Source organism: Bacillus sp. NTK034, assembly GCF_017303275.1.
Lineage (GTDB): Bacteria > Bacillota > Bacilli > Bacillales > Cytobacillaceae > Cytobacillus.
The window spans coordinates 1-24523 of the sequence record NZ_JAFKOJ010000019.1 but is presented as its reverse complement, the minus strand read 5'-3'; the positions used below and the strand labels follow the sequence as shown (position 1 = coordinate 24523).

21 protein-coding genes and 5 pseudogenes are annotated in these 24523 nt (G+C 36.4%); 3 read left to right on the top strand and 23 right to left on the bottom strand.

The features are described from left to right. Positions 1 to 101: 101 nt before the first annotated feature. The 4 genes and pseudogenes from JI665_RS27545 to JI665_RS27530 all read right to left on the bottom strand — a co-directional run. Positions 102 to 644: a DUF402 domain-containing protein gene (locus JI665_RS27545; protein ID WP_206846044.1), complete on the bottom strand. Its 543-nt coding sequence runs from the start codon at positions 642 to 644 to the stop codon at positions 102 to 104. A gap of 257 nt (positions 645 to 901) precedes the next feature. Further along, positions 902 to 1444 carry a hypothetical protein gene (locus JI665_RS27540; protein WP_206846042.1) on the bottom strand — a complete coding sequence of 181 codons (543 nt, stop codon included), beginning with the start codon at positions 1442 to 1444 and terminating at the stop codon, positions 902 to 904. 332 nt (positions 1445 to 1776) lie between these two features. After that, positions 1777 to 2235, bottom strand: a complete 459-nt coding sequence (locus tag JI665_RS27535) for a DinB family protein (protein WP_206846041.1) — start codon at positions 2233 to 2235, stop codon at positions 1777 to 1779. 157 nt (positions 2236 to 2392) lie between these two features. Then, a pseudogene (locus JI665_RS27530) lies at positions 2393 to 3019 on the bottom strand (Type 1 glutamine amidotransferase-like domain-containing protein); the annotation flags it as partial. A 158-nt stretch (positions 3020 to 3177) separates the two neighbouring features. On the opposite strand from JI665_RS27530, the pseudogene JI665_RS28800 reads away from it, so the two are divergent. Then, positions 3178 to 3252: pseudogene (locus JI665_RS28800) on the top strand (peptidase E); the annotation flags it as partial. Position 3253: 1 nt separating this feature from the next. Here JI665_RS28800 and JI665_RS27525 read toward each other — a convergent pair. From JI665_RS27525 to JI665_RS27440, 18 genes and pseudogenes are all read right to left on the bottom strand, one after another. Next, positions 3254 to 3811, bottom strand: a pseudogene (locus JI665_RS27525) (ATP-binding protein); the annotation flags it as partial. Between the two features lie 165 nt (positions 3812 to 3976). Then, positions 3977 to 4558, bottom strand: a pseudogene (locus JI665_RS27520) (histidine phosphatase family protein). Between the two features lie 139 nt (positions 4559 to 4697). Next, entirely contained in the window at positions 4698 to 5168 is a 471-nt protein-coding gene (locus tag JI665_RS27515; protein WP_206846037.1) for a DinB family protein, read from the bottom strand. Between the two features lie 158 nt (positions 5169 to 5326). After that, a complete protein-coding gene (locus JI665_RS27510; RefSeq protein ID WP_206846035.1) occupies positions 5327 to 5638 on the bottom strand; it encodes a hypothetical protein in 312 nt (103 codons plus the stop codon). A gap of 438 nt (positions 5639 to 6076) precedes the next feature. Beyond that, entirely contained in the window at positions 6077 to 8551 is a 2475-nt protein-coding gene (locus JI665_RS27505; RefSeq protein ID WP_206846033.1) for a S8 family serine peptidase, read from the bottom strand. Between the two features lie 186 nt (positions 8552 to 8737). Beyond that, a complete protein-coding gene (locus JI665_RS27500; RefSeq protein ID WP_206846030.1) occupies positions 8738 to 10177 on the bottom strand; it encodes a S8 family serine peptidase in 1440 nt (479 codons plus the stop codon). A 371-nt stretch (positions 10178 to 10548) separates the two neighbouring features. Further along, positions 10549 to 11196 (bottom strand): response regulator, encoded by a 648-nt coding sequence (locus JI665_RS27495; protein ID WP_192908179.1) that lies wholly within the window; start codon positions 11194 to 11196, stop codon positions 10549 to 10551. Next, positions 11171 to 13033, bottom strand: coding sequence for a GAF domain-containing sensor histidine kinase (locus JI665_RS27490; protein ID WP_206846027.1), 1863 nt, complete (start codon positions 13031 to 13033; stop codon positions 11171 to 11173). Before JI665_RS27490 ends, JI665_RS27495 begins: the two co-directional genes overlap by 26 nt. A gap of 664 nt (positions 13034 to 13697) precedes the next feature. After that, positions 13698 to 14159, bottom strand: a complete 462-nt coding sequence (locus tag JI665_RS27485) for a GNAT family N-acetyltransferase (protein WP_206846023.1) — start codon at positions 14157 to 14159, stop codon at positions 13698 to 13700. Positions 14160 to 14373: 214 nt separating this feature from the next. Next, on the bottom strand, positions 14374 to 14700 hold the full coding sequence (locus JI665_RS27480; protein ID WP_206846020.1) for a hypothetical protein: 327 nt from the start codon (positions 14698 to 14700) through the stop codon (positions 14374 to 14376). Between the two features lie 150 nt (positions 14701 to 14850). Beyond that, the gene (locus tag JI665_RS27475) at positions 14851 to 15537 is read right to left on the bottom strand and encodes a DUF1963 domain-containing protein (protein WP_206846019.1); all 687 of its coding nucleotides are present in this window, start codon (positions 15535 to 15537) and stop codon (positions 14851 to 14853) included. Between the two features lie 369 nt (positions 15538 to 15906). Further along, on the bottom strand, positions 15907 to 16704 hold the full coding sequence (locus JI665_RS27470; protein ID WP_206846018.1) for a phosphotransferase: 798 nt from the start codon (positions 16702 to 16704) through the stop codon (positions 15907 to 15909). 402 nt (positions 16705 to 17106) lie between these two features. Further along, complete coding sequence (locus tag JI665_RS27465; RefSeq protein ID WP_206846017.1) at positions 17107 to 17301, bottom strand: DUF6980 family protein; 195 nt, start codon at positions 17299 to 17301, stop codon at positions 17107 to 17109. Positions 17302 to 17873: 572 nt separating this feature from the next. Continuing rightward, a complete protein-coding gene (locus JI665_RS27460; RefSeq protein WP_206846016.1) occupies positions 17874 to 18542 on the bottom strand; it encodes an HAD family hydrolase in 669 nt (222 codons plus the stop codon). A 159-nt stretch (positions 18543 to 18701) separates the two neighbouring features. Further along, a complete protein-coding gene (locus JI665_RS27455) occupies positions 18702 to 19367 on the bottom strand; it encodes an HAD family hydrolase (protein WP_206846015.1) in 666 nt (221 codons plus the stop codon). Positions 19368 to 19641: 274 nt separating this feature from the next. Further along, positions 19642 to 20321 (bottom strand): annotated as a pseudogene (locus JI665_RS27450) (aspartate/glutamate racemase family protein). A 214-nt stretch (positions 20322 to 20535) separates the two neighbouring features. Beyond that, positions 20536 to 21006 carry a DinB family protein gene (locus tag JI665_RS27445; RefSeq protein WP_206846014.1) on the bottom strand — a complete coding sequence of 157 codons (471 nt, stop codon included), beginning with the start codon at positions 21004 to 21006 and terminating at the stop codon, positions 20536 to 20538. 177 nt (positions 21007 to 21183) lie between these two features. Beyond that, the gene (locus JI665_RS27440; protein WP_206846013.1) at positions 21184 to 21699 is read right to left on the bottom strand and encodes a GNAT family N-acetyltransferase; all 516 of its coding nucleotides are present in this window, start codon (positions 21697 to 21699) and stop codon (positions 21184 to 21186) included. Positions 21700 to 21896: 197 nt separating this feature from the next. On the opposite strand from JI665_RS27440, the gene JI665_RS27435 reads away from it, so the two are divergent. Then, entirely contained in the window at positions 21897 to 22811 is a 915-nt protein-coding gene (locus tag JI665_RS27435) for a class I SAM-dependent methyltransferase (protein WP_206846011.1), read from the top strand. 225 nt (positions 22812 to 23036) lie between these two features. Then, entirely contained in the window at positions 23037 to 23657 is a 621-nt protein-coding gene (locus JI665_RS27430; RefSeq protein WP_206846009.1) for an NAD(P)-dependent oxidoreductase, read from the top strand. A 173-nt stretch (positions 23658 to 23830) separates the two neighbouring features. On the opposite strand, the gene JI665_RS27425 is transcribed toward JI665_RS27430, so the two are convergent. Further along, positions 23831 to 24316: a DinB family protein gene (locus JI665_RS27425; RefSeq protein ID WP_206846008.1), complete on the bottom strand. Its 486-nt coding sequence runs from the start codon at positions 24314 to 24316 to the stop codon at positions 23831 to 23833. Positions 24317 to 24523: the final 207 nt, after the last annotated feature.

The window sequence follows — 24523 nt, the reverse complement described above, 5'->3', positions numbered from 1 at the left end:
TTTGATTTCCTTACTAAGCATTCCTGCCGGTAGCATAATAAGAAAAAGCTGCCGCAACGACAGCTCCGATCTTCAGCTAACGCATCTGTTGCTTAATAAAGTTATTTTAATTCATTGACTAAGAAATCCTTATGATAATGGGATAAATCAAGCAATTCAAAGCTTCGATTATTTATTAACTTAGTAAGGATGTTTACTTCACCCCAAGCTGAATCATAAAGAGATTTATCAATAATTCCATTAAGAAAAGCCTCTTCAAGCCCATCAGCATCTTTTTGAATTACTTCTCCAGAAGGTAACAAAATAATATCTAAATACAAATCATCCAAATAGGGAATATCATTTTCTACTCCACTGCTTAGGCAAACATCAATATACCATTGCACTATATTCCCATTATTATCAAACATTGTTGTTACTGAATGCTTTTTTTCGAAGGGAAATTGTTGAAGCCACATGTAACCATCATCAACAATACATATATTCTTATCCTCATACCAAACGGATAATGGTTTGGCAACTTTAATTGTATGTAATAAAGTTATATAACCCTTAAATTCTTTAGTATCAAGAAACGCTTGTGCATATTTTCTATCCAAGACTCGTTTCCATTCTGAACGGTTTCCATATTTTCTCTTTAGCATCTTCATCCCCCAAACCGAAAATTATTTACCTAATTATAACATTCGAATTTAAGTGAATTGCTAAAAAATGGTTGATTTCTTTTTCAACTAAACTGCCCTTTTCTAGAATAAAAAAAGCCGCCTAATGTTAATGGCAGCTTCTATTAATCACAGGCACTCGTTAGTTTCACAAACTAAATATCACTTTGACATGGCAAATTCACCAAGAAAAGAAGCGTTCCCTTTCGGTGATCGCTATTTATAACAAAGAAGGCTAATCAGTCTGAAAAAATTGAATTAGCAATTGAAACCAACATTTCTGGTGGTACTTTATTGGCAATTCTCTTTGAAACACCGAGCATGTATTGCCAATCATCCTTTTCAAAGACAAGCAATGTATGGTTCCTGTCAACAAAGTAAATAGCTTCTTGTCCATTTTGGAGTCTGTATATTTTTTGATCACCTTTAGTCCTGAAGTCAATCTTATTCTTTAATGGTCTAATATCAATATTAAAATGATTTTCACCCAGGTCTTCATTTACAAACTCTATTTCTAAGCCATCATTAATGCCGTATAGTTTGTCCTTATAAAACCTTCCGAAAATGTGGGTGAAAGGTATAGGCGGCAATCTTGTTGGCAACTTTAAGTCTTCCTTGAAGTGCTCTTCAAACTCCCTTACTGCCTCCTCAGCCGCCTTATAACCGATCTGAGGGTATATTTCTTCTAAAGGTTGAGGTTTGTCTTCCTGGGCAGCATATGCAGGAGGGGTGTTCAATCCAAGGGTTAGGGCACTTATAATACAAAGTAAATGAGATCTCATTTGCAACCCCCTTAATCAATTTAAGGATATCATGTCCAGGATCGCTGATTACATCCTTTTAAACATAAAATAATTGAAAGTCTTCATGTATTTAATTGTTTGAGCTGCAAGAAAGGTTAGAATTATTTACATAGATTTTTCTAAAACATCTGTCCCTTTTATATGTTAAAGAATACTACAAAAAAGCGTTAGTTCTTTTGGGGTTAACGCTTCTTTCTCGAGTATTGCTTATTAAACAAACCTGCCCCGTTAGTCGAAGAAGAAAAAAGAGCTGCCGACCCCCATTGGACCTTCAACTCTTGCACCTGTTAGTTAAAGAAACAGTATCAATATTAGGCATTATTATTAATAAGGATTTGGTTGTTTATATGATGTTCCATATGTTTAAGATAATCTTTTATGAGCCACTCTAATGTTTCTTGTTGATTATTTCCTATATCACAAAGGTTTGATAATCTCTCTTTTGGTATATTCGATATAATATTTATGATTTGCTTATTTAATACTAAAAAAAGGTTCAATATCTCATCAAGTGGTCTTTCTTGATAATTCTGAAGTATGACCCATTGGTTTTGATTATATGATTGGATAGCAAATGGTTGTTCTTCGTACTGAATCTTTATAAACCTATTAATATTATTTATTGCAGAGTCGCATAGATGTCCTAAAACCTCTTTTTTTGACCATTTATTTGGTAATGGGCGTTTTGATATTTCTGTTTTTGACATTGAGTTATATACCTTCGGTAATGTTTGTATCCAGTGATTTACTCCATTAATTATATTCTCCACACGCCTTCACCCCTTCAATATGTCTAAAAAACATTATTTGTCTAAAGACATTAGTATCCCTTTTTAAACTAAACTGCCCTATTGTTAAACAATGAAATTGCCGGCTGATTACAGCTCTTAAACTCTTGCACCCAGTATTTCAACAAGGTGGACGACCTTATAAATTGCCTAAGTAAATTGTATTAACCTCGTTTTCAATAATTTCACTATCAATACATTTAACAAAGTATGCCTTTGCTATTGGTCTGGAACTAACAGGAGAAGATAATGTATCATTTATAAAGTGGAGAGCCACACCGTCATCAACTGCATAACCTTCTTTTATTTTTCCTTCTTTGATTAATTTGTGATACGAAGGCTTTCTTTTGTTCTCACCATCATAGTGGGGACAGTTGCTTCCCTTTAGAAAACCTAAACAATCCAATTTAAACAAAGGAGCATTCAATGGGTCAGTTAATCCTTCTTCGAACCAACAAATCGAACCAGCACTTAAGCCTGCAAGTATAACCCCTTTTTTATAAGCCTTTTCCAAATAGTGATCTAAACCCCATTCTTTCCATAAAACGAGCATATTTCTGGTATTGCCCCCACCGACATAGATTACATCTTGCTCAAGAATATAACTTTCTAAGTCAGTAAATTCCGGCTCAAATAATGATAAATGAGATGGTTGGCAAGGAAGAGTATTAAATGCCTTATAAAATCTTTCAATATAATTTGTTTGGTCTCCACTAGCAGTTGGAACAAAACATACTTTTGGTGAATCTTTCTTGGATTGGGCTAGTTGGACGAAAGCACCCTATAAGATCAGCTGCGAATCAGGCAGCTTTTTATTATGCAACAAAAGGGGCAGTTTGGTAGAATAAGAATTCATAAAAATAAGAAGGGAAATAACCGCCCTTTGTAGTATTTACGAAGTAACTAAACTGAAAGGATGAAGTAATGAGACAGATTATTGCAATGGGTGGCGGAGGCTTTTCTATGGAGCCAGATAACCTTCTACTTGATAAATATATCTTTCAGTAATTTGTTCTATTTTTTGAATAACTTCATTAACTTCCTCGTTATCTTTAATTACAAATAAATGGTCCGCTTCACCTTCGATTGGGTCAACTACATCTTCTTTTAAAGATTCAGCCTGTTGTCTAACAAGCACTTCCTCAAAATTTGAATACGCACCCCTAAATATATTCGTACTTCTTTGACTTTGAATAACTCGTTCTTGAAGAACTTCATCAGGAATATCAAAATGAACCAAGATTCGAATAAACTCATCAGTAGTAAACAACTCTTCAAGCAAATACAAGCGTCCTTTTCGACTTCGATTTGAGTTGCAAATAATAAAGTGAAAATCAGTGTTTTCTTTGGCATAATCGACAATTAGCTTTGAAAGAGAATGCTTAAGTGTATTAGGTCCTTGTTTTGGTTGTAAATTCTTATAGTAAGTATTAACAAATTCAGCGTGGTTATCTTGGTCCATAACAAAAGAGTTATTTAACTGTTTTTCTAAAGCCCTTGCAAATGTAGTTTTTCCAGAATGGGTTTTACCCACTGTAATAATTACTAACCTCTTCATAACTTCAACTCCTTCTAGCAAAAATTCTAGAAACAGCATAAAGATCCCTTTATATGTGTTCTTGTTAAACTAAACTGCCCCGTTTGTTCAATAACAAGTTCAACAAAAAAGTCGTTAATCCTAACTGGACCAACGCACCCGTTATTTTAGAAAGAAAACTAATTTTTATTGGTTAACACCATCCCATAGTCTTTGAACATTCAATAATAATCCCTTTTCATTAAATTCCATTCTATAAATATCAGGCTTTGATGTGCTAAGTAAAAAGTTTAAGTCATAATAGGAATCAAAATATCCCATCATCAAGGTCATAACAGCCCCGTGAGTACCTATCAGTATTTTCTTATCTCTATAAGTTTCTAAAAGTTCTTTTAAGACTTTTATCGCTCTTTTTTAACAATCAGCATTTGATTCTCCTCCCTCTAAAGAGAAATTTGATTCGAAAAATGACTCCTCCAAAAGTGGACCTAATTCTTTATCAGATATTCGATTGTCTTCTGAAGTAAATATCCTCTCTTTTAAATCTTCAAACACTAAAACTTCTTCCCCTATTTGTTGAGCTAAACTTTCAACAGTTAAAATTGAGCGTATGTATGGACTTGAAAAAACTACATTAATTTCTTCATTTTTCAATATGTCAGTCACTCGCTGAGCATCTAAATAACCTTTTTCAGTTAAACCTCTTGTTCTTTCATTTCCTTCTTTTGGCGATTCACCGTGTCTCACCATATAAACAAATGTACTCATAATATATACTCCCCTAACAAGTTCTTTTTTTTTATTAAACTATACTGCTCAGTTAGATTAAAAAAAGCTGCCGCATCTTTGCAGCAGAACTTTAAAGCAAAACACCCATTTTATTTCTGTACAATTATCAATTCCTCCATCAACGATGCGATGGCCAAGAACCTTGCATCTTCCTAATTTGAATTATTTGTCCCGTATGGTATGCATCATGAAGCATTATGTCAATTAGCTTCTCCTCAAGAGAATTTTGCTCAAGCACTTCAGTGGTTGTTTTATTTAAAGCGTCTCTTAATTTTCGTTGAACTATTTCCGCTCGTTCAACGACTCCAATCCATTCTTTGTCATCATTTGATTGTTTAGTTAGGTAGAAAGTTTCGTCACCATCAAGATTTTGTGGCAATTCATCGCCATCTAAAATTGCTGCAAGTCTTTCTTTATAGTAAATAAGATGATTAACATTTTCCCAAATTGATTTTGTTGTGTCTCCTGTTGGCCTCCACCTAGCTTGTTCTGCGGTAAGTCCTTCTATTGCAGGCTTGAAAGGTGCATACCAACTCTCATTATCGTACGTAGTATCGAGCATTCTTAGTAGCAGGTCAGTTCGATTCATTAACATCTTCTCCTTTAAAATTAGGCTTCAAATAAGGAGTATTTCACCAAAAAGTAAGAAACTCCTTCTTCAACAATCCTGCCCCGTTAGTCGAATAAGAAAAAAGAGCTGCCGATGCACACTGAATCTTCAACTCTTCCACCCGCTACTAGAATTTTTTACCCTTCACCGTAATATTCAGCAAAATGTAAAAAGCCAAATTTCCTTACAAGATAGTTTCTTAACTCTCCTTGAGTAGCTTTTTCAATTGGTGGTTTTGTTAGGGTATATGCTTTTGCATTTAATTCAGCAAATCTATCCTTATCTACTTCATTATGAAATTCATCATCAATAATCACTGATGTTAAAGCAGCTTTTGGATAACCCATAAAAAACACTTTTGTCCTTATTGTCGTACCTGGTGTTGTATGTAATAATAAAAAAATTATTGCAATAACTACGAAAAAGACTATCTCTTTCTTTACAATCAACTTTTTGATGGACCTCATTACTTAAATAAATACCACCCTACTAAAAATATATTTTAACTATTCTGACCGTTAGTTGAATAAAAACGGGCTGCCGATCCTCACTGAATTTAGCTCTTGCCAGCTATTATCCCTTTAGTTCAAAAGGAAAAAGCCACCTGGTTTGGCAGCTAATACTGAACTAATATATTCTATTAAGGGTAAGTAATCCCCTCCAACATATGGAACTTTTATTCAATAAACCTTCCCCTTTAGTTCAGTTGTTATACTACATCAACTATCCTAAACACCGACCGAAAGGATAGCAGATGTTAGCTTAATAGCTATACAACTATGGAAAAAAGATGATACCTGTGCAATACAGATATCATCCTCCTAAAATGAGCAGGCAAATATTGTTCCATTTTTAATGGGTATCTTTTGAACAGGTCTTAGTACATGTTAATTTAGAAAAGCGTTATAGTATCTCACCATGGCAACGGCGAAATCCCCTCGTTTGACAGCTTCCTGAGGGCTGAAAACAGCTTTGACAGTTGGCTTCAAGTCATAAGGCCCCTGGCTAACACTAAATTTCGCATTAATAATATTCATGTCCAGCGCAAGTTGAACATACCCTTTAAGTTCATCAGGGACATGGTCCGCATCCTCAATAGTAATTCTTTCATCCTTGTATTGCACAGTAAGTCTTCCGCTGAATGCTACGGCTTCCTTTTGCAATCCCAAACTTTGAATAAGTGAATAAGCAAGTTCAGCACGATTCACCGAATCCTTCGGAGCAAATTTCCCATCACCTTTTGGAAGCATAACTCCCTTGAATATTTGTTTTTGATCTCGGAAAGCAGCACCCTTTGCTGAGGCTGCCTCTGCAAATGCGGCCTCACTTTGGGTAACATCTTTAAAGGTCAGGCTCCCAGAAGCAGGCAAAGATTGGCGGATTTCCGCGCCCATTACCAAGTACTTTGCCAGATCGCTTCTCGTTAATTCCGCATCCGGCTTAAATGCACCATTGGCAAGCCCGTCAAACAATCTTTCATTCACACCCAATTGAATGGCTTCGGCTGCCGGGTGACCGCCAATGTCATTGAGTCCTGTAAACCCGCTCACTTTTGAAAAAGCAAGGGTTCCTTCTACAGTCTCAGGCAGCGCTGCTCCAATTGGGTTTACTTCATTTCCGCGCAATCCTCTAATTTCAAGCTTCCATTTACCCGCCATTGGGGATTGCACAGAAACAGTCCTGTCTGTGTATAGAGGGAATAATAAGCTGACACCTGAACTGTATTCTTTGCCATCCGGCGCTATCAGTACAAGATTAATTGGATTGCCGGTCTCTTCAAGCAGGCCTTTACCGTCTGCTTTTGCTACTAATCCCGAAATGCCTTGCTCCACTGTAAACTCATAAGGAGCAGGTGATACAAACGCAAGGGGATCATAGCCCACTGAAAATTCTATTCTATTTGTTGATGTATCTACATTGCTGTTAAAGGTTTTCCCGGCATTCACTGTGCCTCCATAAGATTTTCCGTTGAATGCCATATCTATGGCCGCATAGGCATTGACATAGCCAGCTCCTACTTCCCATGATTCGTGTCCCGGCATATTGGTTGCTGTTTTTTGCAGAATATCCTTTATTTCCGCAGGGGACAGATTAGGGTTTGCTTCAAGCAGCAATGCAACGATTCCCGCTACATGAGGGGTCGCCATGGATGTACCGCTCATATGTGTATAATAAGGCAAATGTGCCGGTTCCAGATTTTCAGCATCCTGGTCAGCTGCGAGGCTTGATACAGGCGCCAGAACACGAGTAGATACAATGTCCACTCCAGGAGCGGTTACAGTCGGTTCGTCCTTCCAGGACCATTCTTCTCCATCAATGGTAAAATGGCCGCCGACATCTTTTGTCCCTCTTGATGAAAAATCAGCAAGTGTTCCATCTTTGACACCTGCAGCAACTGAAATCACCCATGGAGCTTTAGCGTAAGGATTATGAGTATTCTCTCCCGGACCTTCATTTCCTGCAGCAAAAAGGACCGTGATACCCCTGTCGTATGCTTTTTTACTGGCAATATTGATTGGATGGTTCGGGTCAAAACCACCGGAAGATCCCCATGAATTTGTAATGACTCGAATTCCGTAGCGCTGCTGATTGGTTATGGCATAGTCGAATCCCCCAATGCCATCCAGGACAAAAAGCGCCGCGCCTGACCCATAGCCGATTAAATCAGCTCCCGGGGCAACTCCTTCATATTTTCCGCTTGACATTGCACCAGTACCGCCAACAGTTCCGGTAACATGGGTGCCATGGCCTGAATTTGTATCAGTATTGGCCACGTTTTCTTGATATGTAACAGGCAGCAGCCCAGGGGCAAGGGCGTTCAGATTTGTGGATGCCATTACATTCTGAACAAGATTTTTTCCAAGCTCATGGTCCTTGTGCGTTCCATCCACCCCGCTGTCATTGACCACCACTCCGACACCTTTCCCTGAAACAGGAAAGCCGCCGTTTGCCTTGCGGAAAGAATCGTCTGTACGAAGCATATCGACTCCTGTTATGTCAGTACCTTCCGCATTGAAATAACTGAGCTTTTTGTTTAAGTACAGAGAATGAACCTGGTCATTGGCAGCCAGCTTTTCCACTTGCGACTTAGTCGCCAGTACGCCTGCGATTGGAAGAGAGTTCATGACTGCTCCTGTATCAATGCCAAGGTTCTGCAGCAGCTTAAGCTGGTCGTTGTTAGGTGATTGATCTCCTTTGAACGTAACAATAACTTCTGCTTTTCCTACCCTTTCAAGAGCGTTTGTTAAAAGCGGATCGATAATGGCACCGCCTTCTGCTTTCGCTCTGTTCTCCCCAATTCCTCCAAGAAAAGCAGGGAAAAATAATAATAAGGTAAATAGAACATAAAGCAAGCGTTTCATTTACATTCTCCTTCCATCTGTATAAGAATTATAATCTAGCTCTTTCATTATCTTTGATAGTATTCTCGTAGACTATTACTCAAAGGTTGTAAAATGCGGTTCCAGAAGACGTATTTCTGACTCGTACTAAAGTAATATAGCCTGCATAAACATAAAGGGCCAGCCAATCGGCAGACCCTTTCAATTTTATTTTTGCCCGCCTTTTGCTACTTTAAAAGCTTTCTCTACCGCACTATAAGCGTTGACATATCCAGCCCCGGCCTCCCAAGGTTCATATCCGGGCATTGCTGTTGCCGTACTCTGTACGATTTCTTTTACTTCCTTTGGTGATAAAAGCGGATTTGCATCAAGCACTAATGCAACAACTCCAGCTACATGCGGAGCGGCCATCGAAGTCCCGCTCATTGTTGTGTAGTATGGCAGATAAGCCGGATCGATATATTGGACATCCTTTGTGGCACCGAGTGAGGCAACCGGTGAAATGACTCTTGTAGAAATAATGTCCACACCTGGGGATGTAACCGTCGGCCGGTCCTCCCAGGCCCATTGTTCTCCATCTATTATAAATGTACCTCTTTTATCTCTTTCACCCCGTGAGGAAAAGTCGGCGAGCTTGCCTTCCTTATCTCCGGCTGCAACCGTTATAACCCATGGAGCCTTCTTATAATTTCCTGATATCGTTTTCTCGCCAGGCCCTGAGTTTCCTGCTGAAAAGACGGTAATAATACCACGGTCATAAAGCTTCTTAGTCGCTATATTAATTGGGTGCAATGGGTCAAAAGGGAGACCAGCCTCTGAAGTATCCCCCCATGAATTGGTAATGACTCGAATATTGTAATCATGCTGATGGGTAAGGGCATAATCGAAGCCCCCGATTGTATCCAGCATTGCCAGTGCAGCCCCTGATCCATACCCTATTAAACTAGCTCCCGGAGCCACACCTTCATATTTCCCTCCCGACATTGCCCCGTTTCCGCCCACAATGCCTGCGACATGCGTGCCGTGCCCCGAATTGGAATCTGAATTTGGAACATTTTCAATATAGGTCATCGGCAGCAAAGAGTCTATAGCATGCAAATTCGTTGAACCTAAAACATTCTGGACAAGATGGTCTCCATACGCAATATCCTTGTGTGTTCCATCAACTCCACTGTCATTAATGACAACACCAATTCCCTTACCGGAAACAGGCAGTCCTCCATTGAGTTTTCGCATCTCTTCACTTGTCCGAACGGCATCAACCCCGGTCAGATCGGTTGAAGAGTCATTTTCATATCTCAGCTCTTTGTTCAAATAGATGGAAAGAACCTGTTCACTTTGTGCCAGCTTCTCAATTTGGTCTTTTGTTGCTACAACCCCGGCAATTGGTAGGCTTTGAAAAAGGATTCCCTTCTCAATTCCCAAGCCTGTCAAAAGGCTTTGCTGATTAGCCCCTATATTTTTAACTCCTCTGAAAGAAACGATGACTTCTACAGGCTCAGCTGCTGTTTCCATCACCTGCTCCAGTAGCGGATCCAGGGTGACAGTCGCCGCTTTCCCGGACGTTGCGCCTGAGCCCTGTATCATTCCCCCTAATGCAATTGCTGCAAACAAGACAATAGTTATCAACATAAGTCTATTCTTCATCCATTTACCACCTCAATGATTTTAGTTTAAGCTTGCTAAAATCATCTCACTTTGAAGTCAAAATAACTATTCTGCAGAAGGTCTAAATGGGAAATCTAGTTGGACTACGCGAGATAATACTAAAGTAGTATCCCTCCAATCCTGGTCAAGAAACGAATCCTTAAAAATTTTGTCATTAACGATGAAATGGAACACTTTAGAAAATAAAAATACCCAAGAAAAGCATTTTAGGTGACCTTACAAGTTTGGTGAAATGATGTATTTTACAATTATTTCAGAAACAGCATATAATCTTTCTTTACCTGGAATTATCGATAACGTTTGGATAGTAGTCCACGGATTCTTTAGGAGTCCATCCTAAAAAGATCCCCCTAGGAACCCGGGGGTATTGGCACGAGCTGTTTCTGAACTGCAAGGATTACAACTTGCGAACGGCTTTTTACATTCAGCTTTTTAAATATTTTGCTGACATGGATTTTGACAGTCTTATCACTTATATAAAGTTTATTGGCAATCTCTTTATTGCTCATTCCTTCAACAAGGCAAAGAAGTACATCCATTTCGCGTTCAGTTAAGCTATTATCCTCCTGATAAGGCCTTTGCTGCTGGTGGAAGGTCAAAAGCTTTCTGGTCATGGAAGGGTGAATAACGGATTCCCCCTTTGCAACTGTACGTACCGCCTCTATTACCTGTTCTGAAGGGGAATCCTTTAGAAGATACCCGTCGGCCCCCTCCCGGATAGCAGACATAAAGAACTCATCATGATTATGCATCGTTAGCATCAATACTTTTATGTTCGGATACTGCTTTTTGATTATGCCTGTCACCTCAACTCCACTGTGGTTTGGCATATTTATATCCATAATAATTAAATCCGGCTGGAGGTCTGCGACTTTTTGAATGGCCTCCATCCCCGTTTCTGCTTCTCCAACTACTTCAATATCATTCTGCAACCCTAAAATGTTTCGAAGCCCATCCCTCAAAACGGCATGGTCATCCACCAGCATTAGCTTGATCAAACTCACTTCCCCCTTCAAAGCCCATTTTTGGTACTGTTATCGTTATTTCTGTACCTTCCCCTTCCTGGCTCTCTATTTGCAGAGAAGCATTTACCTTATCTGCCGCATCATTCATCTGCAAAATTCCAAAATGAGGCTGGCTCCTTGCTTTAAGCATCGCCTGATATAGTGAAAAACCCTTCCCATTGTCCTTTACCTTAAGGAGGATATGTTCCGTTTGATAGCTTAGGAGCACATCAATTCGATCAGCACCTGAGTGCTTAATGGCATTTTGCATACTCTCCTTGAAAGTATCAAAAAGAACCTTTTCAGTCATAGGGCTGAGCATAGTTTCACTTCCCCGGATTTCGAAATGAACACACTGCCCATGCTCCTGGATGATGGATTTAATTTTATTTGTAATAGCTGAAATCAAACCAATCCGTTCTGTTGGATAGGGACGAAGAGCATAAATGGATTCCCTCACTTCCTTCAGACTCTGCCTTAACCTCCACACACTGTCATCAATAAGCTTAACTGTTTCTTTGGGATCTTTATGAACTTTTTTTCCTGCTGTATCCAGTTTCATAACTGCTCCTGCCAATGTTTGGGCTAGCCCATCATGTATATCCCTAGCAATTCTATTCCTTTCTTCCAGGACATTCCGTTTTTCTTTTTCTGCAAATAGCATCTTCGTTTTAAGAATGACCGCAAGCTGATTTGAAAGAGTGGCAATTGATTGGATGTCATCGTCCTCAAAACTTTTGGTACGGCTTTTTCCAATAATGAACATTCCAACCGTCTCATTGTCGATCACGAGCGGAGAGTAGACAATGGATTTTATGTCATTTTCAAAAAAACCATCTGCCATTCCAAATGTATTTTTTCGATTCTTATAAATGATCGGGCTTTTTATCACCTCTAATTCAGAGCTGATATCACTGATGAGAACATTATCGGCATTGGCCATTCCGTCCAAAATGGCAGTTCTCCACTCCTTACCTTCTTTTATGCACAGGACAAGAGCCTCAACATTCATAAAATCACGAAAGCTTTCCTGTAATTTCAAAAGCCAATCCTTGGACGGCAGCATTTGGTTTAACTCATTTGTGATCGTAAATAAAGCCTTAAGCCTCTTCTTTTCTTTCCTTAACCTGACAATCACCGAGCTAAGCAAAGCCAGCCCTACTAACGGGGAGAAGAAGAAAAAATAAGAAAAAACATCGATTTCTCCTCGATTTTTTGTTCCAATAAAATAAAGGAGAAACCCATAAATTAATGAAATGCAGCCACTTAAACACTCGGTGATCATTTTCTGTTTCCATACCTTAAACGGATAAGGCTGAGGTCTAACAACAAGTACAAAATCAACAATTAGGTTATTGAACAAAATATATAAAAACAAAAGGACAACATACTCTGTTAAACCAAAGTAAAAATCTGAACCAGCAACACTTTCAATCCTGTCAGCAAATTCGGCAAATACCTTTTCTGCCAGGAAAAAGCTGAGCAGCAGCTGGGCAGGATTAAAAAACACAATACGGATTGGACGTCTTTGGAAGAAGTTAACTATGAAGACCACTAATGAAAAAATTAGCAATGAATAAGGAAAACCATATAGAAGATAAATCACATAAAGAATTGGAAAAGAGATTGAAGTAAAACCTTTCCATACTGGCATAGGAAAGTACTCACTAATAAAAAGAAATGCGACCAGAAGGGCAAGGATAACAGGCTCTTGAGGAATAGTCAGATCCCTTAGTGTAAAAATGAATATTCCCAGACCAAGTATGGATACTGCAGTCAAAAATATTTTAGAATACTTTTCTCTTCTCTTTAAGAAATCCACCCCTTGCATTCCAGACCGCCCCTCCATCATTAAGAATATTCTGTAAAGTCTATTTTATAGACCAAAGACTCATTTTACAATAGAAAAACCCAGACTGGCCTAATGGCAAAGCCGCTAGCCAACCTGAGTTAAAACCCATACTGGATTTATTTGTCTCATTATGACAGAAAAGCATAGATTTATTCAATTCAACAAAAGCTGTAGATACCATAGTACAAAAGTCTTAACCCTTCAAATTCATTCTCTGATTTTAGGTATTTTTAAAGGAATCTATTTATGTAATCTCCAAGCGGAGAGTCAACCATCTAAAATAAATGCCATTCCTGCCATATTGAAGAATGACAAGAGTATGGCAAGTGATATCATGTTATTATGGGGGTTACATAAGGTTTGTGAGAAATTTTGATTAAGGGATAATTATCATATGGGCAAGGTTCACCCAGATTTCAACTCTAAAAACTTGCTCCAAAACCCAGTCAATGAATGTAATTTTCTCATAATTTATATGGGTATAAATCAAAAAACAATTGCCAGTTGTGAGCCGCAAATTGTTTGCGTTTTTTTTTCTGTCTCTTGTTCAACAAACCTGCCCCGTTTGTTAAATAAGAAAAAGCTGCCTGATTCAGCAGCTGACCTTGAATATAAGCACCCATTAGTTTAATAACAAAACGCTTTATAGAAAATGTTCCATTTCACTTTCCTTATTAGTAAAACCCATTTTTTTATATAGTGGTTTGCCATCTTCAGATGCGTGCAGCCAGATGCGTTTAACCCCACTTCTTTTGCATTCATTAATACAATGTTCAAGCAGCTGTTTTGCTAAACCTTTTCCACGATACTCAGGGGTGGTGTACATATTAAGAATGTAGGCTTCAATCCCTTTAAGGTTTTCTAAATATGGTGGTCTTTTAAACAGAACCATACCACTGATACCTACAGGTTCTCCATTTATTTCTGCCATATAGGATATAAATTCATTATTTGATAATGCTGTCTGTAAATACTTCCTTGTTGCAGTTTCAATAAGTTGTTCTTCTTGAGGAGAACTCAGCTCGTCTAATTCCTTTAGTAGTGCCAAGCGTAAATTGATTATTGTATCTATATGTTCAATGGTGATTTTAATAAAATTGAACATCACAAACACACCCTTTCTTTTGAACACCAAAGAAATATATTCCTCATACTATGTAAACTTTCCTTCTTCAACTAAACTGCCCCGTTTGTTGAACAAAAAAGCCGCCAGATTTGGCAGCTGATTTTGAACATTTAAGTACATTTCTTCACTCTATCTTAGATTGGTCTCAATTAATTAATATTTATATTTGTACCTGGAGTTTTTAGAATAGATGCTAATCTTTGTATTGATTTATATAGAGTAAAATATGGTAATACAAAATAGAAAATGAAGCAGGCACATAAAGTCCTGAAAAATCTAAATCCTTAAAGACTAAGAGGATGAAGATTAACCACCCGATGACACCTGTCAGACAATAGAGTACACCATGCTTTATATATTCAAAGATTACTGGTTTTGAACCACCTCTTGGAATGGTATCTGTTAGGATAGAATAGAAAACAGCTCCTACGAAGATTCCAGGAATCGTCATAGAGATTATTGATAATATACTCGTTATAGTTGTTGGTAATATAGCTTTGATAATTCTTTTTCTTAACATAACAGCCAACTCCATTGAAATCTCAATCAAAGTATACCATAGCTAGATTAACTAAACTGCCCCTTTTATGGAATAAAAAAAGCCGCCTGGTTATGGCAGCTGATTTTAAACCATAAGCATCCGTTAGTGAATAACCTCTACAAAAAAAGACTAATAAAAATCACAGTATACAATCCAATCCTGTTTTTCTAGATTGTAGAAAAAATAGAAACTACCGCTATCTACTATGTTGAAGCGTGCCTTTTCATCAGAACTTATTTGAAATACAAATGGGTAATCTTCTCCAAAAGAAACTCCACCTTGAGTAAAGGAAGGATACCCCCCAACCTTATGAGTGGGATATAATTTTTCTACAATATCCTCGTAATATTCTATACCTTCCTCCAATTCAAGCCGTAATATTTCATTTTCAATTTCAAGGGCAATGTTATTAGAATCTTCCCAAGAAGGTGTATCATTATCAATAATTAAAGGAGTTAATGGAAAAGGTTTTATCTTTGTAGATTGTTCATTTTTCTTTTGTAATTCATCTAATTTGGTATAACAATTTATCTTAAAAAATGAAACTAAATTATCATCATTTAGATTATTGAATACATCAAAATCCATATAAATTGTTATTAATTGATAGCTTATTAATTCCTTGGGTATGTAGGGTAAATTGTTTAAAAATATGGTGCAGATTGGTTCAAAATTAGATGGTACAGTTTCTCCTTCTTTTCCCCACAAAACCTTACCAATCCAACTTTCTCCTAATGCCTCAGTTGGTCGGAATCCCCCTGTTTGAAAGATTGTGGCTTGCTTAAATAATGCCTTTTTAATTTGAGCAATATTCATAAATGCCTCTCCCTAATATATGTTTGTTTCTTATTAAATACTATTATAAATTCAAAAAGACTTTTTAACTGTATTTCATTATGAATCCACCTTTTTGAAATTCCTTCTTCAACTAAACTGCCCCGTTAGTGGTAAGATAAAAGGATTGCCGCAGCAACCCTTGTTGAAGAAAACTGTCCCGAAAGAAAAGCCGCCTGAGATGGCAGCTGGATCTTTAGGTAATGCCCCCGTTTATTTAAGTACATTTCTTCACAAACTTTCCCTGTAATACTTATTTTCGTAAAAGTATCACTTCTTTGGTACGATAATAAAATAGCGTTAAACCTGCTAGGCTTAACGCTATTACTAGTCATTTAATTTAATACTACTTTATATCCATGCTTTTCCATGTTCGCGTATGAATTCAAGTTCTTTTTGATAATGTTCATAATGTCCTTCATCAATCATCTTTTGAAACGCCATATCTCCTTCTTTGGCTTTCCTTTGCATCGTTTTACATAACGCTTCAACTCGTAGTAAAACAGTCTCTAAAAATCCTTTTTCCATTCCCTCGACACCATAAGCTTCAAAGAACAATTTAACCCTTTTCTTTATACGGCTGGCATCCCTTAACGGGTTATAATAAACTGCATCACCTGTTTCAGAATGATATAGTCTACTTAAAGGAACACAAGTATACAGAGTATAAGCTATATCCCAAAGTCTTGGACCAGGAGCTGCAAGGTCAAAGTCAATAATACCTACTGGCTTTTCGTGATTAAAAATAATGTTATATATGGCAAAGTCATTGTGACATAACACCTCAAATTGCTGAGGGGTATTATCAAGTGGCTGCCAACTTTCATTAATTTGAAAATCACTTACAGCATCATGATAGAGACGTAGTATTTTAGCTATCTCCTTTAAAACATCATTCGACCACATATATTTTTTTAATGGATAATTACCAGCTTCACCTTCAATAAATGACAATATTTCTCTATTTCTTTCATCAATACCTAAAAACTTAGGTGCGTAGTTGAAACCTTTGCTCTCCAAATGTATTAATACCTCATGAATATTTGGACTATGTTCTTTTAAGTCTCGTCGAACAGTATCTCCGGAACGATATACGTTTGTAACATTCCCACCTGATAGAATTTCCTCGTTTTCGTACTGACTTTTCATTAAAATTCCCCCAATATAGGGATTCTATGTTTGTGTCAATTGAGATGTATTTTTACCCATAAAAAAAGCAGATACACAAAGATAGCTGCTTGGTAATGGGAATTTAATTGTCCACACCATGTATCCCTTGAATGATTTTAAGATAGACAAATAAACGCCTCCTTTGAATTAAAGGATCGCAATTGTCTCTATCTAATTAAATAATCATTTCAAGGTATTCCACATATGGAGTATAGATTCCCCTTCCTTATACATCTCTATTTAATAATACTAAATACAAGTTGAACAATAAAGATAAAATTCCATTTTTTTCTTTTAACTAACCTGCCCGATAATTTAAAAAGAAAAAGCACCAATAAGCAGCTGGTCTTGAACATAAGATTCCGGTATCTTAACAACAAATTATAATCTAGAACCACACCACGGACAGAAAGCAATTACTATACTTGAAGAACCACCATCGCGAACTATTAATCCGTAGTCATTATCTTTTTCATTAAAAATGATTATTTTGTCAGGACAGTCAAAGGGATTTTTATGTATATCACATTTGAAATTTGCATGATAATCCATATCCTCACAACAATGTTTTTTCATGGTTTCACTTCTCCTTAAAATATATAAAGCACACCTTTTATACAATAAAATCTTTATACTTCTGCTGATTTGATTCTAAAGATATCACAATGATTTGCTTTTCGGCTGGCAAGAAATGATACTGCCTACATATTACATTTTATTACTCAATTATCTTTCTCCCTTGTTAGACTAATCTGACCCCGATAGCAAAAAAGAAAATTGCTTTGCTCTTTATTGAAGCAAAGCAATTGCTATTTCAACAACCTAATCAATATCAGCTATCTTTTTTCCTTGTTCATCTATTTGGGAACTACCTCCACCGAAACTCCAACCTTTGCTTTCAACAAAATCAATAAATGCTTCCAAAAATTCATCGTGTTTTAAATCGTACCGTTGTTTGTATAAATTGAACCCTCAATGTGAACTCCGAATGGTCTTTTCAGTTCGAATTCCTCCCAAAACTAATTAACATTAATTTAGCATTTCTTATTCCACAAACCTGCCCCTTTAGTACAATAAGTAAAGCCGCCTGGGATGACATCTGGATCTAAAGTAAAGTAAAGCACCCGGTAGTTCAAGAACGTTAGTCATTATGAAAAATAACTTAATAATCCATCAAAAGAATTGACCTCGGCATATGGTTTTATATCGGTATCATTCTTGTTCTTGTGAGGATTGAACCATATGCCCTTTATATTTGCATTTTGACAACCACCAATATCCTTTTCTATGTCATCTCCAACGAATAATGCTTCTTCAGGTTTTACATTAAGCTTATTTAGTGCTAATTCAAATATGCGTTTGTCAGGTTTGCTAAATCCCACTTCTTCAGAGATAATTATTACTTCAAAACAACAATTTAACATAGTATTAATTATTTTAGCTTTTTGTCTCTGAGTTGAGCCATTTGTTATAATTGCAACTTTAACTTGCATCTTTAGTGTATTTACTATATTTATAGTACTTGGGTTTATAGTAAAACAATGAGGAAAATTATTATTCCAAAAATCTTGAATCTCATTACGTAGCAATTTATATTTTGGTGGGAATTCATCAAAAAATGATTCAAAAACTTTTGATTTATCATTATGACCATAGCTTTCTTTATCATACTCTTTGAATTTCTTCAACATTTCATTTTTTACTGAATGTTTAACATCCTCATAACACTTATCTAAAATTATTAAAAACATTTGCTCTATTGCCTTATCCCTATTAAGTAAGGTTTCATCTAAGTCAAAAATAGCAGCCTTAATCATTGTATTTTTCTCCTCCTGTATTGTTTCTATCGTATCTCCTTGTGTAACTAACCTGCCCCGTTAGTAGATTAAGAAATGCCGCCTGAGATGGCAGCTGTATCTTTAGGTAATGCACCCTTTACTTTAAGTACATTACTTCACAATCTTTCTTTAGGAAATTTATTTAACTATGCTGGTCATTAAAATTTCTTTTATCTGATCAATACTATGAACAATGTAAGTAGGATTAAACTCACTTAATTCTTCAAAGGATCCGTATCCATACGTTACTCCAATTGAATCAATCCCAACATTATTTGCACCAATAATATCGTGCTTACGATCTCCCACCATAATAAAGTTATCAAGCCTATAATTTTTGTGCTTATCAAGTATGTATTGAATAATTTCAGTTTTAGATGTTCTTGTACCATCAAGATTACTTCCAACAACGAGATCGAAATAGTGGTCAATATTAAAATATTTAAGAATCTGTTCTGAAAATACCGTGGGTTTTGAAGTTGCAACGGTTAAGGTATATTGTTGTTCTTTTAATGATTTTAAAAATGGTGAAAGATTAGAATATAACTCATTCTCAAACATCCCCCTTTGCTTAAATCGTTCCCTATAAAAATCAATTGCTATTTGTGATTTCTCCTCATTAAAACCGTAGTATTCAGAAAATGAAACCTGAAGTGGTGGTCCAATAAAACATTCAAGTTTATCAAGATTAGTTTCAATAATGCCCAATTTTTCTAATGCATATTGAACAGATTTAGTAATACCGACCTTCGGATCCGAAAGTGTGCCGTCTAAATCAAATAAAATTATTTTGTATTCACCCATAGAAAAATACCTCCCGAATCATCTAAAAGCAACCCAATTTTATCATAAAAAAGTTAGAATAATTCAAAAAATAAACATACTAAACTAATCTGCCCCGTTTGTTAAACAAGAAAGAGATCGCTCCAGCGATCCTCATCTTTAACTCTTGCACCCTATCGTTTAAGTGAAAACCTTCACAATAATTGTTTGGGGGCATACAAAATTGACGCCTTTTTCCTAAAGAAAAACGCCGTATTGCGGAAGAATTAAAAATCCTTAATAAGACTTCATAACCCTATTTCAAGGACATATTTACAGCTTCAAAAGCATGTATGTAGGTTGTGTCAAATAGAGGAACATCAGAATCCTCCGGCTTTACCAATAATCCAATTTCTGTACAGCCCAGTATAACCCCTTTAGCTCCAGATTCGATTAAACCATGGATAACTTTTTTATAATAATCCCTTGATTCTTGATGAATCTTACCCAAACATAACTCTTCGTAAATAATCTTGTTTACAATCTCTCTTTCATTGTCATTTGGCACCATAACTTGTATACCGTTAAACTCCAAGCGTGATTTATAAAAATCTTGCTCCATTGTGTACCTTGTGCCAAGTAATTAATTCCTTTCTCTTTAATTTGGGCTGCTGTTGCATCTGCGATATGCAGCAGGGGGACATTAATTTTCGACTGGATGTCACCTATAACTTTGTGCATCGTGTTAGTACAAATGACAATAAAGTCAGCTCCCCCCTTTTCCAAAGAACGAGCAGCATTACCTAACACTTCACCGGCCTTTTCCCAGGCGCCTTCTGATTGATAACGTTCAATTTCATGAAAATCTACACTATATAAAAGACATTTCGCTGAATGTAATCCCCCTAATCTTCTTTTAACTTCTTCATTGATAATCCGATAATATTCAACAGAAGATTCCCAACTCATTCCACCAATAAGACCGATAACCTTCATTTTATCCTCTCCATTATCCTTTTTTTATCTTCAGAATTTTCTTCGATTAACCTACAAATAATTCCTTTTTTATTCAACAAAATGGCCCGATTGTTGAAAAAAAGCTAATGACGATTGTTCTACTAAACTGCCACTTTTGTTGAATAAGAAAAGCTGCCTGATTCAGCAGCTGATCTTGAATATAAGCACACGTTAGTGGAAGAAGCTAAATATTTTATTTATGCTTTTCCCTAAAAGCCTTTTTAACTCTTTTAATTTGGTCAAGATGTCCACGTATATGGGCGACTCGGAATTCCAACAAATCTTTGAATGTCAATCGCGCACCATCTGGATACACTGCAATTCTTTGAAGTTGTTCAGTTGTCAAATTGTGGATAATAGGAAGCATACTGGAGCGAAGCATTTTAAAAAGTAGAAGGTATTGTTCACGATCTAATTGTTCATAAACCAATGAGCTCGCCCAAGCATCTTGGTCAGGTGCTGGTAATAGTGGTTCCGGCTCTGACAAAACTTTTTTCATTCTATGTGTAGCCACCAATTCAGAATCTGTAATATGAATAATTATCTGATGTATACTCCATTTATCCTTTCCTGGGTTGTACCTAATCTCTTCCTCAGATAACTCACTTATGGATTCCCTTAACATCGTAAATCCTCGACTGTACTCCTCAATTAAGGCCTGCATCTTTTGTTCCTCCTTTACATAATATTTTCAATCTCTCTTATTTCAAGATAAGGATTATTATTACCTGCTTTGCACTGGGTTTCTTCTTCAACAAACCTGCTCCTTAGTTCAATAAGCGAACCCGCCTTAGATGGCTGATCTTGGTTATAAACAACAACTTTAGCTTATTTAAAGAATTTAGTGGGTTCCCTTTATCCATTCCATTAAGTAAAGGTCATTATAAAGCTCTTTTATTTTTCTAAAACCACACTTCTTATAACTTGATATTGCTCTACTATTATTTTTTTTCACCTCTAATACCACACTTAAGGCACCTTTATTTTTACTAAGTTCATCTAACATCATTAGAATCATTGTAGTGCCTATCCCTTTACCCCATAATTGGGTTTCTCCAATAAATTGGTCTATTCCATGAATATTTTGGTTTGCTGAATAGCCGTATCTCTTTAAATCATTTTCTTGAATCTCATAGTATTGTATATAACCTATTGGTTCGTTTTTGTATTCTACAATACAAGGAATAACATAATGTTTCCCTTCAACTCTTGGACCGTATTTTTTAATCACCATATCTATATTTGAAGGTGGCTCTTCATAGAATTCCAAAACTCTTTGGTCATTTAGCCATTTAACCATAACTTCAAAACCATTACCGTTCATAAGTCGAATAAGCAGTTCATTCTTCAATATCATACTTATTTCCACCCCTATCTTTTCTTAAAGAGTTCTATAAATAAGTCACCTCTCCTTCTTTATCAAACCTGCCAGCACAACCAAATAATTTGACAAAAAATTCTATTTATGCTATAATTTACAACTTATAAACCTCTGTGTATAATAAGATTCTCCTGGCCGGGGAATCTTATATTCGTTTAAGAGGAGGCAATTGAATGAAGCCCAATGAATCCAGTTTAACGTCATTAATATCAGCGTTTGGTCGAGCATATCACAGTCAATATGACACCCCTAAAATTTTTGATGATTATGTTGCACAAGAACTAATTTCCAAAAAAGAGATTTCAGAAATCAGTGAGAATATGATTAAAGGTATACAATTTTTTAACGAAGGTATTGCTCAAACGTTGCAAGGTAAATCGGAAGAAGTCTTAAAATGGATTACACAAGTCCAGCTTTCTCCCACGCCTCTAGCTCGTGCAGCGTATTGCGAAAAAGTATTATTAAATGAAATAATGTTAGGATTAAAACAGTACGTAATACTTGGAGCCGGCTTAGATACTTTTTGTTTCAGGCATCCTGAATTAGAAAAAATATTAGAGATATTTGAAATTGACCATCCATCTACACAGGAATCTAAAAAGAAAAGGTTTGATAATGCCAACCTTATACCCCCGGGGAATCTCCATTTTGTTTCTATGGACTTTACAAAAAAGTTCTCCTTTCAAAAACTTATAGATGAAGGCTTTGAAAACAAAAAGACTTTCTTTAGCCTTTTGGGTGTGTCTTATTATTTGACTAAAGAGGAAAATTCACGTTTGATAAGTAGTCTATTTGCTAAAGCCCCAATAGGAAGTTCTATCGTTTTTGATTATGCGGACGAAAATCTCTTTGAAGAAAAAGGAATATCTAATAGAGTCGAAAATATGGTGAAAATGGCTTCGGCAAGTGGAGAACCAATGAAATCCTGTTTCACTTATAATGAGATCGAGAATATGTTAGAAAAATCAGGGTTACTGATTTATGAACATTTGTCACCAGTTAAGATAAATGACCGTTTCTTTAGTAATCGGACGGATTTTTTGACTGCATTCGAAACAATTCACTATATCCACGCTGTAAAAAAATAATATTCTTATTTGCCGCTCAACGCGATTGATGATTGAGCGGTTTTTAATTTCTCTAAAAAGGAATCTCAGTTAATATGTCCTATTAAACAAACCTGCCCCGTTAGTCGAATAAGAAAAGGCTGCCGACGCAAACCTTGGTCTTCAACTTTAACCCTCGTTAGTTTAAAAAGACAATAAATTAACTTATATATTAAAATATTAGTATTTGAAAAGGAGCTCATTATTATGAATATTTTAATTTTAGGTGCAACTGGACGAGTTGGAAGTCAAATAGTTACGTATGCCCTTCATGACAGACATAATGTTACTGTATTAGTTCGTACTCCTGAGAAGATTCAAATAAATAATAAAAATTTAACCATTATTCGAGGGAATGTTTTAAATAATGATGATATCGTATGTGCAATGCAGGGGATTGATATAGTTATTAGTGCACTTAATACTGATGGCACCACCACTCTATCAGAAAGTATGCCACTTATTATAGAAGCAATGGAAAATGAAGGTATAAAACGAATAATAACTATAGGAACTGCAGGTATCCTGCAAAGTAGGACCACGCCAAATTCTCTGCGTTATCAATCAAGTGAATCAAAGCGTAAGTCAACCCGGGCGGCCAAAGAACATCATAAAGTTTATGATATACTCAAACAATCAACCCTCGAATGGACGATTGTCTGTCCTACCTACTTGCCAGATGGAGAAAAGATAGGCAAATATCGTATAGAGCGAAGTTTTTTGCCGGAGGATGGAGTTGAAATATCCGTACCGGATACAGCAGATTTTATATTTAGACAGATAAAAAAAAGCGATTATATAAACTCACGTGTAGGTATCGCCTACTAATAATATTCTTATACTACCTTCATACAGATAAGCTTGATAAACAAAACAATAGACGGGGAAACCCGTCTTTATTAATGTCACAACAGTTGCTATTAAACAATTTCTTCTTCCACAAACCTGCCCCTTTAGTACAATTAGAAAAAAGCTGCTGCCTCTGCAAACCCTTTAATGAATTATTTTGTCGAATGAGAGGAAAGTCCCCTCCCTATAAGGTTTGCAGAAATAGGTTTCCTTCCCAATTCTCTTGCCCAAATTGATAATTGTCCTATATGGTGAATTTCGTGGGCAATGGCATGGCGCATAACTTCACCCCAAGTATCTGTTACAATTCTTCCATCAGGCAGGGTATCGTAAAATAATTGATTTTCCATACTGGCATCCCAGTTGTTCACAAAGTTCTCTACTTCTAAGTGAAATTCTGCGTCCAATTTTCGAACCTTGTCCAAGCTGTTATAATAATCAAAACTCTCCTGAAAGTCCGCTTTCCCCTGTAATAGACGTATCCAGCTCCACTCAACATCAACAATATGGAAAAGTGTATGTAAAATACTGCCCATTCCACCTGTTCGGTTTTGCAAAAGCTCTTCCTCACTTAAATCTTCACACCAGTTATACCAGTCTTTTCGTATCATCCAGTTATATTTAAAAAGTGTTTGCAACAAAACCCCTCCGCAATAAGAAATATATTAACCCTAAAATATACATTAGGAATATAAAAAAACTTTACTTACTATTACTACTTCTTCAGTCATAGTAAAAATTCCTTGTTCAACTCCCTCAGTTTAATACGGTTTACTCACGAATGCTCGCTTATTCGCAGGATTTCATCCCCCATGGATATATATTTCTAAATTGAAAAGAGTAGA

Excerpts from the sequence above, each read along its gene's own strand:
- JI665_RS27545 (WP_206846044.1), bottom strand. The coding sequence starts at position 644 with ATGCTAAAGAGAAAATATGGAAACCGTTCAGAATGGAAACGAGTCTTG.
- JI665_RS27540 (WP_206846042.1), bottom strand. The coding sequence starts at position 1,444 with ATGAGATCTCATTTACTTTGTATTATAAGTGCCCTAACCCTTGGATTG.
- JI665_RS27515 (WP_206846037.1), bottom strand. The coding sequence starts at position 5,168 with ATGAATCGAACTGACCTGCTACTAAGAATGCTCGATACTACGTACGAT.
- JI665_RS27505 (WP_206846033.1), bottom strand. The coding sequence starts at position 8,551 with ATGAAACGCTTGCTTTATGTTCTATTTACCTTATTATTATTTTTCCCT.
- JI665_RS27500 (WP_206846030.1), bottom strand. The coding sequence starts at position 10,177 with ATGAAGAATAGACTTATGTTGATAACTATTGTCTTGTTTGCAGCAATT.
- JI665_RS27490 (WP_206846027.1), bottom strand. The coding sequence starts at position 13,033 with ATGCAAGGGGTGGATTTCTTAAAGAGAAGAGAAAAGTATTCTAAAATA.
- JI665_RS27485 (WP_206846023.1), bottom strand. The coding sequence starts at position 14,159 with ATGTTCAATTTTATTAAAATCACCATTGAACATATAGATACAATAATC.
- JI665_RS27480 (WP_206846020.1), bottom strand. The coding sequence starts at position 14,700 with ATGTTAAGAAAAAGAATTATCAAAGCTATATTACCAACAACTATAACG.
- JI665_RS27475 (WP_206846019.1), bottom strand. The coding sequence starts at position 15,537 with ATGAATATTGCTCAAATTAAAAAGGCATTATTTAAGCAAGCCACAATC.
- JI665_RS27470 (WP_206846018.1), bottom strand. The coding sequence starts at position 16,704 with ATGAAAAGTCAGTACGAAAACGAGGAAATTCTATCAGGTGGGAATGTT.
- JI665_RS27465 (WP_206846017.1), bottom strand. The coding sequence starts at position 17,301 with ATGAAAAAACATTGTTGTGAGGATATGGATTATCATGCAAATTTCAAA.
- JI665_RS27460 (WP_206846016.1), bottom strand. The coding sequence starts at position 18,542 with ATGATTAAGGCTGCTATTTTTGACTTAGATGAAACCTTACTTAATAGG.
- JI665_RS27455 (WP_206846015.1), bottom strand. The coding sequence starts at position 19,367 with ATGGGTGAATACAAAATAATTTTATTTGATTTAGACGGCACACTTTCG.
- JI665_RS27445 (WP_206846014.1), bottom strand. The coding sequence starts at position 21,006 with ATGCAGGCCTTAATTGAGGAGTACAGTCGAGGATTTACGATGTTAAGG.
- JI665_RS27440 (WP_206846013.1), bottom strand. The coding sequence starts at position 21,699 with ATGATATTGAAGAATGAACTGCTTATTCGACTTATGAACGGTAATGGT.
- JI665_RS27435 (WP_206846011.1), top strand. The coding sequence starts at position 21,897 with ATGAAGCCCAATGAATCCAGTTTAACGTCATTAATATCAGCGTTTGGT.
- JI665_RS27430 (WP_206846009.1), top strand. The coding sequence starts at position 23,037 with ATGAATATTTTAATTTTAGGTGCAACTGGACGAGTTGGAAGTCAAATA.